10 protein-coding genes are annotated in these 15,952 nt (G+C 63.3%); 5 read left to right on the top strand and 5 right to left on the bottom strand.

Annotated features, from left to right (window positions below; genetic code table 11):
• Positions 1-33: 33 nt before the first annotated feature.
• Positions 34-660 carry a glutathione S-transferase family protein gene (locus JQ600_RS07145; RefSeq protein WP_212390166.1) on the top strand — a complete coding sequence of 209 codons (627 nt, stop codon included), beginning with the start codon at positions 34-36 and terminating at the stop codon, positions 658-660.
• Positions 661-2,418: 1,758 nt separating this feature from the next.
• Here the strand turns inward: JQ600_RS07145 and maiA are convergent.
• The 3 genes from maiA to metF form a co-directional block, all read right to left on the bottom strand.
• Positions 2,419-3,081, bottom strand: a complete 663-nt coding sequence (gene maiA / locus JQ600_RS07140; protein WP_212390141.1) for a maleylacetoacetate isomerase — start codon at positions 3,079-3,081, stop codon at positions 2,419-2,421.
• A gap of 158 nt (positions 3,082-3,239) precedes the next feature.
• The gene (gene metH / locus JQ600_RS07135) at positions 3,240-7,094 is read right to left on the bottom strand and encodes a methionine synthase (RefSeq protein ID WP_212390167.1); all 3,855 of its coding nucleotides are present in this window, start codon (positions 7,092-7,094) and stop codon (positions 3,240-3,242) included.
• A 4-nt stretch (positions 7,095-7,098) separates the two neighbouring features.
• A complete protein-coding gene (gene metF, locus JQ600_RS07130; protein ID WP_212267014.1) occupies positions 7,099-8,013 on the bottom strand; it encodes a methylenetetrahydrofolate reductase [NAD(P)H] in 915 nt (304 codons plus the stop codon).
• Positions 8,014-8,403: 390 nt separating this feature from the next.
• Between metF and JQ600_RS07125 the strand changes: the two genes are divergently transcribed.
• The gene (locus JQ600_RS07125; protein ID WP_212390142.1) at positions 8,404-9,423 is read left to right on the top strand and encodes an LLM class flavin-dependent oxidoreductase; all 1,020 of its coding nucleotides are present in this window, start codon (positions 8,404-8,406) and stop codon (positions 9,421-9,423) included.
• 140 nt (positions 9,424-9,563) lie between these two features.
• Here JQ600_RS07125 and JQ600_RS07120 read toward each other — a convergent pair whose 3' ends face one another.
• Positions 9,564-10,424 (bottom strand): prephenate dehydratase, encoded by an 861-nt coding sequence (locus tag JQ600_RS07120; RefSeq protein ID WP_212390143.1) that lies wholly within the window; start codon positions 10,422-10,424, stop codon positions 9,564-9,566.
• A 31-nt stretch (positions 10,425-10,455) separates the two neighbouring features.
• Positions 10,456-11,196, bottom strand: coding sequence for a 3-deoxy-manno-octulosonate cytidylyltransferase (locus tag JQ600_RS07115; RefSeq protein ID WP_212267021.1), 741 nt, complete (start codon positions 11,194-11,196; stop codon positions 10,456-10,458).
• A 210-nt stretch (positions 11,197-11,406) separates the two neighbouring features.
• Between JQ600_RS07115 and JQ600_RS07110 the strand changes: the two genes are divergently transcribed.
• The 3 genes from JQ600_RS07110 (at position 11,407) to JQ600_RS07100 (ending at position 15,952) form a co-directional block, all read left to right on the top strand.
• Positions 11,407-11,955, top strand: a complete 549-nt coding sequence (locus JQ600_RS07110; RefSeq protein WP_212390144.1) for a cytochrome c family protein — start codon at positions 11,407-11,409, stop codon at positions 11,953-11,955.
• A gap of 212 nt (positions 11,956-12,167) precedes the next feature.
• The gene (locus JQ600_RS07105) at positions 12,168-14,069 is read left to right on the top strand and encodes an extracellular solute-binding protein (RefSeq protein ID WP_212390145.1); all 1,902 of its coding nucleotides are present in this window, start codon (positions 12,168-12,170) and stop codon (positions 14,067-14,069) included.
• Positions 14,070-14,077: 8 nt separating this feature from the next.
• The gene (locus JQ600_RS07100; protein ID WP_212390168.1) at positions 14,078-15,952 is read left to right on the top strand and encodes an extracellular solute-binding protein; all 1,875 of its coding nucleotides are present in this window, start codon (positions 14,078-14,080) and stop codon (positions 15,950-15,952) included.

Genomic DNA, 15,952 nt, shown 5'->3' with positions numbered 1-15,952 from the left:
CATGACGAACAGCGGAAAGGACGCAACGGCAACATGTTCCTGATCGGCCAATACGACTCCCCCTTTGTCCGCCGCGTCGCGATTGCGCTGCGGCTGTATGGCTTGCCGTTCGAGCACCGGCCGTGGTCGACCTTCGGCGATGCCGACAAGATCGCGCCGTATAATCCGTTGCGCCGGGTGCCGACTTTGGTGCTCGCCAGCGGCGAGGCTGTCATCGAGAGCACCGCGATCCTGGATGCGCTCGATGAGCTGGTCGGCCCGGAAGCGGCGATGATGGCCGGGCGCGGCGAGACGCGCCGTCGGCAGTTGCGGATATGCGCGCTCGGCAGTGGCCTCGCCGACAAGGCGGTCAGCCTGATCTATGAGCGGGTGCTGCGCAAGGAACAGCTCGCACTCTGGGTCGAGCGCTGCCAGACGCAGATCGGCGGCGTGCTCGAGATGCTGGAGAAAGAGCGCGAGCCGATACCGACGCCATACTGGTTCGGGGAACGCATCGGCCACGCCGATATCATGGTGGCCTGCGCGTTGCGCTTCATCAGCGAAGCGCATCCCGCGCTGTTCGATGCGCGCTATCCGGCGCTGCAAGCCCATGCCGCGCGCTGCGAAGCGCTGCCGCCGTTCCAGGAAATTCTGCAGCGGCTCGATCCGCCGAAGGGGTGAAGCTCGCTGCCCATCCGGGCGCCATTATTTGCAGTCGCGGCAGATCGTCAGTTTGCGCCTGAGTTGCACATCTTCCGCGGAATCGGCCCACGGTTGACCCGCGATGCTATCGGGCTCTTTCATGGGCTTCGACCGTTTGGCTGCGCGTGGGCTGACGGGTAACGTTGGAGCCGGTTCGTCTTCGATGCTGGTGGTGAAGCCATCGTGATCGGCGGCCGGTTTCGACAGAGGTGTGTCCCTCGCGACCGGCGGCGCCGTGCGCTTGGCGGTCGCCCTCGGTGGAGGAGCGTCCTCGGTTGCCGCTGGCGGTGACGCGTCCCTGGCCACCGGCGGCGGCGCGCGCTTGGCCGTTGGCTTTGGTGGAGGAGCTTCGTCGGTTGCCGCTGGCGGGAACGCGTCGCTGGCGACCGGCGACGCCGCGCGTTTGGCGGTCGCCCTCGGTGGAGGAGCGTCCTCGGCTGCCGCTGGCGGTGACGCGTCCCTGGCCACCGGCGGCGGCGCGCGCTTGGCCGTTGGCTTTGGTGGAGGAGCGTCCTCGGTTGCCGCTGGCGGGAACACGTCCCTGGCCACCGGCGGTGGCGTGCGCTTGGCGGTTGGCTTTGGTGGAGGAGCGTCCTCGGTTGCCGTTGGCGGGAACACGTCCCTGGCGACCGGCGGCGGCGCTCGCTTGGCGGTTGCCCTCGGTAGAGGCGCGTCCTCGGCTGCCGCTGGCGGCGAAGCCAGGATGACAGCCGGAGGCGGCGGCACAGCCTCGTCCGGCGATGGTGCCGGCCGGGCAAGCGAAAGCGGTGGAGCAAGCGAGGTTTGGCATCTCGCGCTGTCTGGCAGCCAAAAACTGACGGACAAAAATCCGATGGCAAACAGTGCCGCGGCGTTTTTTATTCGCATACCGAAAACCGCCGATCTGAAATCAATGATCGCGGGCCTCCGAGGGCACGCTTCGTATAAACTACCGATCCTATCATGGCGGTCAAAAATGACGGAAGTTCGATCCGTACTGCGAGGTCTTACCACCGTTCCCGGAGATCTTGCAGAAGGGATGAGCTTCTTTCTTACCCTCCCCTGGAGGGGTCCTCCCCCTCCAGGGGAGGGTAAGTGATCGCGCTGCGACAAATTAACCCGACGGGCAAAATTCCGCTTCCCTCGTCGGGCAAATCAGCGGTTTGAATCGTCGCGTCCCGCCCGACAAGAGGGGCGTGCGCACGTCACGAACGCGCGGCGGGATGCGGTGGACGCTTGTTCACGTCTGACGACGGCGTGGATTAGGCGTACGGCAAAACCGTGTGGTCCTGGCGCCCGTTGCCGGCGTCAAGCTGTCGGAGAAGCGTGAGCGGAAACGATAGCGACGGAGTCAACCTAGAACTCGTCTCCGGGGAGATCACGGCATAAGCCGTAAAGCCATTGCGCAGGGAAGGCCGGGTGTTCACCGCTGCCCTGTATGCTCGTGTGCACACTTTTCTGTGCTAACCGCACACGAGACCGCGGGTGCAGCGCGCACCCGGTCTTCCCTGCGCCCTCTCATTGGAGGGTAAGGAAGTTTCTGGCAAAGCTCGGGCGTCGCAGGCCGCGAGATCGCGAAGGTGTGTTCAGTGCAGCAACAACAATGCTGTCGTCCCGGCCTTGAGCCGGGACCCATACGCCGCGGCCCATCGATTAGAGCGCTGGCGTTAGAGACCTTCTGCAAACAACAGCCGCTGCGGCGTATGGGTCCCGGCGTTCGCCGGGACGACGAGTGGTGGTGATGAGACAGTGTGCCCGCTACCCCTTCTTCCGCATCGCCTCCGGCGTATCGGGCTGCATCGATGGATGCGCGCTTGCAAATTCCGGCAGTGCCATCGCGGTCTCGAAGATGCGCTTCGCGGCCGGATAGGGCGCAAGGTCGATCTGCTGATTGACCGCGGCGGTGACGTGGGTGACCAGGCAGATGTCGGCCATGCCAGCCGCATCGCCATGACAAAAGCGACCGGTCTCCTTGTGGCCGGCGAGATGGCCTTCCAACGCCGCCAGCGTCTCGACCGTCCAGTGCCGCCGCCATGCGGCCTGCTGGGTGTCGCGCAAGTTCAGTTCGTGATCGAGATAGCGGCGCACCCGCGGCGTCAGCAGCGGATGGCCTTCGCAGGCGACCATTTGCGCGAGCCCGCGCACCCGGGCGCGGCCGCGCGGATCGGATGGCAGCAGTGGCGGGGCGGGGTGCGTCTCCTCGAGATATTCGAGGATCGCGAGCGACTGGAACAGCACGGTGCCGTCATCCAGCACCAGCGACGGCAGCGCCATCTGCGGATTGACGCGGCGATATTCTTCGCCGCGCTGCGCGTTGGCGTCGAGATCGACGAACACGACTTCGGCGGGGAGGTTCTTCAGATTGAGCGCGATGCGAACGCGAAAGCTCGCCAGCGATCGCCAGAAGGAGAAGAATTTCATGGGGCCTCGGCACACTCTGTCATGCCCGGACTTGATCCGGGCATCCATCAACCTTCGCAAGAGTCTCCTGAAGATGGATCACCGGGTCAAGCCCGGTGATGACGACGATGGTGAGGAGCTTTCTTACCCTCCCCCTCCAGGGGAGGGTGAATAAACCGCTACGCCCCCACCGCCTTCTTGCGATACGCCAGATGCACCGCGCAGGTGCAGCCGGGCGGATGCGAGGCGACGTCGTTGGCGGGAACGGCTGCGATCGGCGCCGGCGCCGGTGCCGCCGGCTGGTCCTGCGACGGAATGTAATTCAACACCGGGGCCAGCCAGCGCTCGGTCTCGGCGACGCTCATGCCCTTGCGCGCGGCATAGTCCTCGACCTGGTCGCGCTCGATCTTGCCGACGCCGAAGTAAAAACTCTCGGCGTGGCTGAAATAAAGCCCGGACACCGACGAGCCCGGCCACATCGCATAACTCTCGGTGAGCTTCACGCCCGCGGTATTCTCAGCGTCCAAGAGCCGGAACAGCGTCGCCTTCTCGGTGTGATCGGGCTGCGCGGGATAGCCGGGCGCCGGGCGAATGCCGGCATATTGTTCAAGGATCAGCTGATCCGGCGCCAGCGTCTCGTCCGGCGCATAGCCCCAGAATTCCCGGCGCACGCGCGCATGCATGCGTTCGGCGAAGGCCTCGGCCAGACGATCGGCCAGCGCCTTGCACAGGATCGAGGAGTAGTCGTCATTGGCGTTCTTGAAGCGGTCGGCAACGACGTCCTCGCCGATCCCGGCGGTGACCACGAAGGCGCCGATATAATCAGGCACGCCGGAGGAGACCGGCGCGATGAAATCCGACAGCGCCGAATTGAAGCGGCCTTCGCGCTTCTCCAGCTGCTGGCGCAGCGTGTGGAAGGTCGCGATCTCGGTCTTGCGGGCATCGTCGGCGTACACCTTGATGTCGTCGCCGACAGCGTTGGCCGGCCAGAAGCCGATGGTGGCGCGCGCCGTGAACCATTTCTCCTTGACGATGAGATCGAGCATCTTGCGCGCGTCGTCATAGAGCGAGCGGGCGACTTCGCCGATCTTGGGATCGTCGAGAATAGCCGGAAAACGCCCGGTCAATTCCCAGGTCTGGAAGAACGGCGTCCAGTCGATGTATTCGGCGAGCTCCGCAAGGTCGTAAGCGTCAAAGCTACGGATGCCCAGGAACGCCGGCTTCTTCGGTGGCGTCTTGGCGAAGTCGATATTCACGGCGTTGGCGCGCGCATCCGCCAGCTTCAGCCGCTTCTTGTCGGCCTGGGCGCGGAAATGCGCCGCGGAAATCTTGGCGTATTCGGTCCTGATGTCGGCGGCATAGGCCTCGCGGCGGTCCGGCGACAGCAGCGACGACGCCACGCCGACAGCGCGGCTGGCGTCGTTGACATGTACCACCGGGCCGCCCTTGTAGTTCGGGTCGATCTTGACGGCGGTGTGAACACGGCTGGTGGTGGCGCCGCCGATCAACAGCGGCATGTTCATGCCCTGCCGCTGCATCTCGCCGGCGAGGAAGCTCATCTCGTCCAGCGAGGGCGTGATCAGGCCGGAGAGCCCGATAATGTCGGCGCCCTCGGCCTTGGCGGTCTCGATGATCTTGGATGCGGGCACCATGACGCCGAGGTCGATCACCTCGAAATTGTTACATTGCAGCACGATGCCGACGATGTTCTTGCCGATGTCGTGGACGTCGCCCTTCACGGTTGCGAGCACGATCTTGCCCGCGGCGTTGCGGCCGCCGTTGCTGGTGACGCCATTAGCGAGGTTGCGCGCCTTCTCCTCTTCCATGAATGGCATCAGATAGGCCACCGCCTGCTTCATCACGCGGGCGGACTTCACCACCTGCGGCAGGAACATCTTGCCGTCGCCAAAGAGGTCGCCGACGATGTTCATACCGTCCATCAGCGGGCCTTCGATCACGTTGAGCGGCCGCTCGACGGTCTGCCGCACCGCTTCGGTGTCGGCCTCGATATATTCGGTGATGCCGTGCACCAGGGCGTGGGAAAGCCGCTTCTCGACCGGCCATTCGCGCCACGCCAGATCCTGCTCCTTGGTCTGCTTCTCCTTGCCGCGGAATTTCTCCGCCAGCGCCAGCAGCCGCTCGGAAGAACCGGGGTCGCGGTTGAGGATGACGTCTTCGCAGACCTGGCGCAGCTCGGGGTCGATATCGTCATAGACGATCATCTGCCCGGCATTGACGATGCCCATGTCCATGCCGGCCTTGATGGCGTGATACAGGAACACCGAATGCATCGCCTCGCGCACCGGCTCATTGCCGCGGAACGAGAACGACAGGTTGGAGACGCCGCCGGAAATATGCGCATGCGGCAGGTTCTTGCGGATCCAGCGCGTCGCCTCGATGAAGTCGACGCCGTAATTATTGTGCTCCTCGAGCCCGGTTGCGATCGCGAAGATGTTCGGGTCGAAGATGATGTCCTCGGGCGGGAAGCCGAGCTGATCGACCAGGATGTCATAGGCGCGTTTGCAGATCTCGGTCTTGCGCGCAAACGTATCGGCCTGTCCCACCTCGTCGAACGCCATCACCACGACGGCGGCGCCATGGCGCTGCGCGATGCGGGCCTCGTGGATGAATTTCTCCACGCCCTCCTTCATCGAGATCGAATTCACCACCGGCTTGCCCTGAACGCATTTCAGGCCGGCTTCGATCACGCTGAATTTCGAGGAGTCCACCATCACAGGAACGCGGGCGATATCGGGCTCGGCGGCGACGAGGTTGAGGAACGTCACCATCGCGGCTTCGGAATCCAGCAAGCCTTCGTCCATGTTGACGTCGATGATCTGGGCGCCGTTCTCGACCTGGTCGCGCGCGACCTGAAGCGCGGCGGTGTAGTCACCGGCGGTGATCAGCTTGCGAAATTTCGCCGAACCCGTGACGTTGGTGCGCTCGCCGACGTTTACAAACGGGATCGCGGGCGTGAGCTCAAACGGCTCCAGGCCGGACAACCGCAGACGCGGCTCGATCTCGGGAACGATTCGGGGCTTGTGCGGGGCGACGGCCGCCGCAATCGCCGCGATGTGGGCGGGCGTGGTGCCGCAGCAGCCGCCGACGATATTGACGAGACCGGCAGCTGCGAACTCGCCGATCAGTCCGGCCATGAATTCCGGGCTCTCGTCATACTGGCCGAACTCATTGGGCAGGCCGGCGTTGGGATAGGCGCACACCAGCGTATCTGCGACGCGGCCGATATCGGCGATATGGGCGCGCAGATCCTCGGCGCCGAGCGCGCAGTTGAAGCCGATCGTGATCGGCTTGACGTGCCGCACCGAATTCCAGAACGCTTCCGGCAATTGCCCGGAGAGGAGACGGCCGGATTTGTCGGTGATGGTGCCCGAGATCATCACGGGCACGTCGATGCCGCGTTGCTCGCAGATTTCCGAGATCGCGTAGAGCGCCGCCTTGGCGTTCAGTGTGTCAAAAATGGTTTCGACCAGCAGCAGGTCGGCGCCGCCGTCGAGCAAGCCGTTGATCTGTTCGCCATAGGACTTGCGCAGATCGTCAAAGGTGACGGCGCGGTAGCCGGGGTTGGACACGTCAGGCGAGATCGAGGCGGTGCGGTTGGTCGGCCCCAGCGCGCCGGCGACGAAGCGCGGTTTGCCGTCCTCGGCGGTGACGCGTTCGGCCGCATTGCGGCAGAGCCGCGCGCCATCGCGGTTGAGTTCGTAGGCCAGATCCGACATGTCGTAATCGGCCTGCGCGATCGAGGTCGAGGAGAAGGTGTTGGTCGCGACGATGTCGGCGCCGGCGCGCAAATAATCGGCGTGGATGTCCTCGATCGCCTGCGGCTGGGTCAGGATCAGCAAATCGTTGTTGCCGCGGACGTCGCGGTGGAAATCCTTGAAGCGTTCGCCGCGGAACGCCGCCTCGTCATATTGCAGGCCCTGGATCATGGTGCCCATGGCGCCGTCGAGCACCAGGATGCGTTCGCGGGCAGCCGCGAGCAGGGCGGTTCGCTTCGGGGACACAGCTACGGTCATCGGATCAGGCAGCTTTCTGTGCGCCATGGGGACGGATGCCCAGCAAATGGCTGATCGCGAACACAAGGTCCGCGCGGTTCATGGTGTAGAAGTGAAAGGTGTCGACGCCCTGTTTTGCCAGCTTCTGCACCTGCCCGGCGGCAACGGTGGCCGCGACGAGCTTTCGCGTCTCGGCGTCGTCGTCGAGCCCTTCGAATTTGTCCGCCAGCCAGGACGGCACGGTGGTGCCGGCGCGGGTCACGAAGTTGCGCGCCTGCTTGAAATTGTGCATCGGCATGATGCCGGGCACTACGGGGATGTTGATGCCGCGGGCGCGGACGCGATCGAGGTAACGCAGATAAAGGTCGTTATCGAAGAACACCTGGGTGATGGCGCGCGCCGCACCGGCATCGACCTTGGCCTGAAGCGTATCGATGTCGGCGTCGAGATCAGGGCTCTCCGGATGCTTCTCCGGATAGGCCGAGACCGAGATTTCAAAATCGGGGTAGCGCTTCTTGATGCCGGCGATCAGGTCGGGCGAGCTTTGATAGCCGTCGGGATGCGCGTTGTAGGCGGTGCCGATGCCGGTCGTGGGGTCGCCGCGCAGCGCCACGATGTGGCGAACGCCGATCTCGTGATAGCGCGCGACCACGTCGTCGATCTCGCCCTTCGGCGCGCCGACGCAGGTCAGATGCGCGGCCGGCGTCAAATTGGTCTCTTTCAGGATGCGGGCGATGGTCGCGTGGGTGCGCTCGCGCGTCGACCCGCCGGCGCCATAGGTCACCGAGACGAAATTGGGGGCAAGCGGCGCCAGCCGGTTGATGGTTTCCCAGAGCGAGCGCTCCATCTCCTCGGTTTTCGGCGGGAAGAACTCAAAGGAGATTTTTGGCGATTGCAGCGCGCGGTGACTGTTGGACGCGGCGGACGTAACTTCGGTCATGGCACTCACAGGCTCCACAGGCGGACGGGCATCAGGCCTAGCGGCCATCAGCTAAAATAGGCCAAACGAGGCCGTCCCAATAGCCCATCAGAGATGGGAATTTGCCCAATTATTACATTAATATCGAAATTTAAGGTCGTTACAACAGGGTGATGGGCAGCAGGATTCTCAGAGATGTTGTAAAAAATAGTAGATAATACAATGGCATGCGCCCGTGGAGCTCCTGCCCGTCGCTGAACCAGTTTGTGGGCAGGATGGATAGCGATCCGATGTATTGTATCGTGTCCCACCAAACAACCGTCGAGTCCTGATCTCCGTCCCCGGAAGCGCGGGCCTGATCTGCGCGCGCCGGGCCTTTGTCGCTTCCACCTGCCGCACTAGCTTAGCGCCATGATCCCGCTTTCAGTCCTCGACCTCTCCGTTGTCACCACAGGCACCAAACCCGCAGCGGCCTTGCGCAACAGCATCGATCTGGCACGCCATGTCGACGGGCTCGGCTATGTCAGGTACTGGCTCGCCGAGCATCACAACCTCGCCTCGGTCGCGAGCCCCGCGCCCGATCTGATGATCGGACAGATCGCGGCGGTGACGAAAAACATCCGCGTCGGCTCCGGCGGCGTGATGCTGCCCAATCACGCCCCGCTGGTGGTCGCCGAACGCTTCAAGATGCTGGAGGCGCTGTTCCCCGGCCGCATCGATCTCGGCCTTGGCCGCGCGCCGGGCACCGACGGCGCGACGGCGTATGCGCTGCGCAGCCGGCTCGATAAACGCGAGGGCGACGATTTCCTCGAACGGCTGCAGGAGCTGATCCTGTGGGAGACCCGCGATTTCCCGGCCGGCCATCCCTACAACAACGTGGTGGCGATGCCGGACGACTCGCCGCTGCCGCCGATCTGGCTGCTTGGCTCCAGCGATTACAGTTCGGAACTCGCCGCCCAGGTCGGCATGGGCTTCGCGTTCGCACATCACTTCGCTTCCTATGACGCGATCGAGGCGATGACGCATTACCGCGCGCGCTTCAAGCCATCGGGCTGGCGCCCGGCGCCGCACGGCATTCTGGCGATCGCAGCCGTTGCCGCCGAAACCGACGCGGAGGCCGAAAAGCTCGCCTCCTCGATGGATCTCAATCGCCTGCGCCGCGACCGCGGCCAGTATCTGCCACTGCCGAGCGTCGAGGAGGCGCTCGCCTATCCCTATTCGGACGCGGAGCGGGCCTCGATCACGCGCAACCGCTCGCGGCTGTTCGTCGGCAGCCCGGCGACGCTGATGGCCAAGCTGCAGCCGATGATCACGGCAAGCCAGCCGGACGAACTGATGATCATCACCGCGGTCTACGACCACGGCGCGCGCAAGAAATCGTATAGCCTGCTCGCGGATGCGTTCGGGCTCAGCAGCAAAGAGGCGGCGTAACGCCTGTCGTCCCGGCCTTGAGCCGGGACCCATACGCCGCAGCGGTCGTGTCGAAGAACCGCGGGTAGACATCTACTTCAAACAACCACACCCTGTGGTTATGGGTCCCGGCTCAAGGCCGGGACGACATGGTGAGAACCTCAATCCGCCGCCTCACTAAACGTCAGGCGGAACGGTTGCGCCGGGTAGACGCCGACGATGCGGAATTCGCGCGAGAAGAATTTCAGCTCCTCCAGCGCGAATGCGAGGCCCTTGTCCTCGGGATGGCCGTCGACATCAGCGTAGAATTGCGTGGCGGAGAATTCGCCGTCGACCATGTAGCTTTCCAGCTTGGTCATGTTGACGCCGTTGGTGGCAAAGCCGCCGAGCGCCTTGTAGAGCGCGGCGGGCAAATTGCGCACCCGGAAAACAAAAGTGGTGACCAGCGGCCCCGATCCCGCTTCAGCCCATTTGGCCTCGCGTGCCAGCACCACGAAGCGCGTGGTGTTATGGGTTTCGTCCTCGACGTCCTCGGCGAGGATATCGAGGCCGTAGATCTCGGCGGCGAGCCGGGACGCGATCGACGCGCAGCTCTTGTCGCCGCGTTCGGCGACGATGCGGGCTGAGCCTGCGGTGTCGCCCGAGACGATCGGCTTGATGCCGAGCTTGCGGATGATGCGCCGGCACTGGCCGAGTGCGTGGACGTGGCTCTCGACGGTCTTGATATCCGCGAGCTTGGCGCCGCGCGGCGCCATCATTTGGTGATGGATCGGCAAGAACCATTCGCCGACGATGACCAGTCCGGACTGCGGCAAGAGATGATGGACGTCAGCGACGCGGCCGGCGACCGAATTCTCGATCGGGATCATCCCCAGATCCGCATCCCCCGAGGCGATCGCGGCCAGCGCGTCCTCGAAGGTGGGGCACGGCAACGGCTCGGCGTCCGGATAGGCCTCGACAATGGCGATATGGGAGTTGGCCCCTGGTTCGCCCTGGAACGCGATTTTCAGCTTGCTTGTCATGTCGTCTTTCTGGGGGCCTTGTATCAGCCGTTCAGGTTTTGGCCAGTATCTGGCGGGCGGTTTCGAGGTCGGCCGGGGTATCGACGCCCCGCGGGACCGTGTCCACGATCATGACGTCGATCCGCATGCCGGCTTCCAGCGCCCGGAGCTGCTCGAGTTTCTCCTGCTGTTCGAGCGGCGAGGGCGGCAGCGCCACAAAACGCTCCAGCGCAGCGCGGCGGTAGGCGTAGAGGCCGATATGATGGTAGCGCGGCCCGACGCCGGTGGGCGCCGTTGCCCGTGTAAAATAAAGCGCGCGCAACCTTCGCGGGGCGATCGGCGAGCCGACCGCCTTCACCACATTCGGATTGTTGGCTTCTTCCTCGGTGTGAATCTCGGCCGCCAGCGTTGCGATATCGACCGCGGGGTCGGCAAGCGGCGGCAGCACGTCGCGGATGTTGTCGGTCGAAATGGTTGGAAAATCGCCCTGCAGATTGACCACGATCTCGACCTTGCCCTCGGGATCGAGGGTTCTCAGTGCCTCGTAAATCCGGTCCGATCCCGAAGGGTGTTCGGGGCGGGTCATGACGGCCAGGCCGCCATGGGACGTCACGGCGGCGGCGATTTCCGCCGTGTCGGTGGCGACCGCGACCCGGCCGATGTTGGCGGCTTCCGCCCGCCGCAGCACATGGACGATCATCGGCACCCCGCCGATATCCAATAGCGGCTTGCCGGGCAGCCTTGTGGCGGCCATGCGGGCGGGAATCAGCACCAGGTTGCGGGTTTCGGTCATCGGGCGCGAGGTCACGGGCTAGCGAAAACAGGCCGGAAATAATGGGGATTGGCGGAAAGTCGGGGCGTTTATACGGGTTGCCAGAGCCCGGGCAAACCGATATCTCAACCCTGCTGAGGGTGCGGCGCGAAAGCCTGATTCCTGAGGCTAAACCGCGGCCGTTTTGCCGGCCTTTAAGTCGATCCTTTAAGGCCTGGAGCCTGAGCCACTATGGACTCCTTCGAACTCAACAAGATCATCGGCGCCATTCTCGCCACCTGCATTCTCGTCCTGGTGACGAGCTTTGCCGCCAACGCGATTTTCGCGCCCCATCTGCCGGAAAAGCCGGGCTTCGAGATTGCCGTGAAGGAAGCCGCGTCCGGCGGAGCCAAGGAAGCGGCGGCGCCGTCCGAGCCGATCGAGAAATTGCTGCAGACCGCTTCGGTTGAAAAGGGCCTCGGCGCCGCCAAGAAGTGCGCGGCCTGCCACACCTTCGAAAAGGGTGGCCCCAACCGTGTCGGTCCGAACCTGTTCGGCGTCATCAACGAGAAGAAGGGCGAGGGCAAAGCCGGCTTCAACTTCTCGGCCGCGATGAAGGGCAAGGGTGGCACCTGGACCTTTGACGACCTCAACAAGTTCCTCGCCAATCCGAAGGGCTTTATTCCCGGCACCGCGATGGGCTTTGCCGGTATCACCAAGGACAGCGAGCGCGCCGACGTGATTGCTTATCTGGCCACGCTGGCGGACAAGCCGGTCCCGCTGCCGACGGCGGCGAAATAACGTTTCGACAGTCCTGCACGGACTTCTGCGGCACGACGGCCAGGCATTGCCTGGCCGTTTGCGTATGATGATCGCGTTGTTGTTATCGGGACGTTTCGCCGCACCGGCGTTGTTCCACGGTTGATATCATGAGGAAAAAGCAACGTAATTTGCCGAACCCTTGCCTTATATTGGGTCCTCAGTAGCGCTTCTCAGCAACAGGAATTCTGCCTTTGGCGATCACCCGACGACATCTCCTGCAAGGCGGCGCGGTCGCCGCGATGGCTCCGGCGCTGGGGCTCAACACAAATGTTTCCGCGATCGGAACGGCGCATGCGCAATCCGCGCCGGACGGACTGAAATGGCGGCACGGCGTATCGACCTTTGGCGACATCAAATACCCCGCCGATTTCAAACGTTACGACTACGTCAATCCCGACGCGCCCAAGGGCGGCGTCGTCCGCATGTTCGAACTCGGCACCTTCGACAACTTCAATCTTGTGGTCGATGGGCTGAAGGGATCACTGGCTGACGGGGTCAGGCTGATCTCCGAGACACTGACGACCCGGTCGCTCGATGAACCGTCGACCGCCTACGGATTGCTCGCGGAGGCTGCCGCCTACCCCGACGATTTTTCGTATGTCATCTACCGATTGCGCGCGGCCGCGCGCTGGCACGATGGCAAGCCCGTGACGTCGGATGATGTCATCTACTCGTTCGAGGTGATGAAAAAGAACAGTCCGATGTACAGCACGTACTACCAGCATATCGTCAAGGCCGAGCAGGTCGGCGACCGTGAGATCAAGTTTACCTTCGATGGTCCCGGGAATCGCGAGCTGCCAAGCATTGCCGGCGAACTTCCCGTGCTGCCCAAGCACTGGTGGGAAGGAAATGACCCCCAGGGACGCAAGCGTGACGTGACCGCGACCACGCTGGAGATTCCCCTGGGGTCGGGACCCTATCGCGTCAAGGAATTTGTCGCGAGCCGATCGGTCGTGCTGGAGCGCGTCCCCGACTATTGGGGCAAGGACGTTCCGGTATCGGTCGGAAAGAACAATTTCGAACAGATCCGGTATGAATTCTTTCGCGACGATACCGTCGGACGCGAGGCTTTCAAGGGCGACCAGCTGGACTGGTTTACAGAGCGTAGCGGCAAACAATGGTCGACCGCCTACGATTTTCCCGCGGTGAGCGACAAGCGGGTCATCAAGGAAAAATTCGTCAATTCGAGTTCGGGGGGGATGCAGGGTTACGCGTTCAACCTTCGCCGGCCGCTATTTGCCGATGTCAGGCTGCGCCGTGCTTTCAATTTTGCCTACGATTGGGAGACGTCGGACCGACTGCTCTCGAACGGGGAATACCACCGCGACAACAGCTATTTCGACGGTATCGCCGAATTCATGGCCACTGGTCTCCCGGAAGGCGCGGAACTGAAAATTCTCGAATCGCTGCGCGACAAGGTGCCTGCCGAACTGTTCACGACGCCGTACAAGAATCCGGTTGGCGGTAATGACGACGCGGCTCGCAACAATCTTCGTGAAGCCACGCGCCTCCTCAAGGAAGCAGGGTTTGAAACGCGCGATCGCAAGCTGGTCGATGCGGCAGGTCAGCCCGTCAGCGTCGAGTTCCTGAGCCAGGCCCAGGGTGACGAGCGCAGTATCCTCTTCTACAAGCCCTACCTTGAGCGGCTCGGCATCACCGTGAACATCCGCACGGTCGACAGCGTGCAATACCAGAACCGCTTGCGCAGTTTCGACTTCGACATCGTGACGACCGTTTGGGGACAGTCGCTGTCACCGGGCAACGAGCAGCGCGATTTCTTCGGGTCGGAATCCGCGGACCGGCCCGGTTCGCGCAATATTCCCGGCATCAAGAATCCCGCGGTCGATGCCCTGATCGAGCGCATTATCTTTGCAAAGGACCGCGCCGACCTGGTCGCGAGTTGCAAGGCGCTGGATCGGGTCTTGCTCTGGAACGCCTACGTCGTCCCGCAATTCGCCGGCGGATTTCAACGCGCCGCACGCTGGGACCGTTTCAGTCGTCCGGAGCCTTTGCCCAAATACGGGGTCACGGGCTTTCCTACGCTGTGGTGGTGGGACACAGCCAAGGCGGCCAAGACGGGTGGTCGATCTTGAACCGAATCATGCGCGGGCCGCTGTTGTCTCGCCGCCGGGCGCTCGGCCTCGGCGTTCTAGCCCTGAGTGCAGCACAATTTCGTCCCGTGTCCGCCGACAATGGTGGCACCGAGATGCACGGCATGTCGGTCTTCGGCGACCTGAAATACCCGGCTGACTTCAAGCATTTCGACTACGTCAATCCGGATGCGCCGAAGGGTGGCTTGTTTTCCACGATCCCGTCCACCCGCGCCTACAATCAGTCCTTCCAGACGTTCAATTCGTTCAACGCCTTCGTCCTCAAGGGCGAAGGCGCCAAGGGCATGGAGCTGACCTTTGACGCGCTGATGGCGCGCGCCAATGATGAGCCCGACGCGATGTATGGCCTTGCGGCGAAGTCGGTGTGGATTTCGTCCGACAAGCTCACCTACCGCTTCACCATGCGTCCCGAGGCTCGCTTTCGCGATGGCTCGAAGCTGACGGCGCATGACGTCGCCTTCTCGCTCAACACGCTGAAGGAAAAAGGCCACCCGCTGATTGTGGTCCAACTGCGCGACATGGTGAAGGCCGAGGCGCTCGACGATGCGACGGTGGCCGTGATGTTTGCACCAAACCGCGCGCGCGACGTACCGCTCTATGTCGCGAGCCTGCCGATCTTCTCCAAGGCCTATTACGCGACGCGGTCATTCGAGGAATCGACCACCGATATCCCGCTCGGCTCGGGACCGTACAAGGTCGGCAAATACGAGATCAACCGGTTCGTCGAGTACGAGCGCGTCAAGGATTGGTGGGCGGCCGATCTGGCCGTCAACCGCGGCAGCTACAATTTCGACGCCGTGCGCTATGAATTCTATCGCGACCGCGATGTCGCGTTCGAAGGCTTTACCGGCAAGAATTATCTCTACCGCGAGGAATTCACGGCGCGCATCTGGGCCACCCGTTACGATTTTCCCGCGATCAAGGACGGTCGGGTCAAGCGCGAGACCCTGCCGGATGAACTGCCCTCGGGTGGACAGGGCTGGTTCTTCAACACCCGTCGCGACAAGCTCAGGGATCCCAGGGTACGCGAAGCGGTCATCAACGCATTCGATTTCGAATGGACCAACAAGACCGTGATGTACGGCGCCTATGCGCGCACGGTTTCGCCGTTCCAGAATTCGGACATGGTGGCGACCGGGCTGCCGTCGCCTGAAGAGCTGAAGCTCCTCGAGCCGTTCCGCGGGCAGGTGCCCGACGAAGTGTTCGGTGAGCCGTTCGTGCCGCCGGTGTCGGATGGCTCCGGCCAGGACCGCACCTTGCTGCGCAAGGCCGGGCAGTTGCTGCAGGACGCGGGACTTGTAGTGAAGGACCGCAAGCGCCTGCTGCCGAACGGCGAGGTCTTGAAGATCGAGTTTCTGCTCGACGAGCCCTCGTTCAAGCCGCATCACGCGACCTTCATCAAGAACCTGGAACTGCTCGGGATCGAGGCAGAAATCCGGCTGATCGATGCCGTGCAGTATCGCGCTCGCGTGGAATCGTTCGACTTCGACATGACGACGATGCGCCTGAGCATGTCGCCGACGCCGGGCGACAGCCTGCGGCCTTACTTCACATCGCATGCGGCGGCCACCAAGGGATCGTACAATCTGGCCGGAGTAGCCAATCCTGCAATCGACGCGCTGGTCGACAAGGCCATCGGCGCCGAAACGCGTGCCGATCTGACGATCGCGTGCCGTGCGCTCGATCGGGTGTTTCGGGCCGGCCGCTATTGGGTGCCGCAGTGGTTTCGCACCAACCACCCGATCGCCTATTGGGATCAATTTGACCACCCGCTCAAGCCGGCACGCTACGCGCAAGGCACCGGGGCGCCGGAGAACTGGTGGTACGACCCCAACAAGGCTTTGAAACTCGAGCAGGCGAAATAA

Origin of the sequence: Bradyrhizobium sp. AUGA SZCCT0176 (assembly GCF_018130145.1) — a bacterium.
GTDB lineage: Bacteria > Pseudomonadota > Alphaproteobacteria > Rhizobiales > Xanthobacteraceae > Bradyrhizobium.
This window is presented reverse-complemented; position numbering and strand designations above follow the sequence as displayed.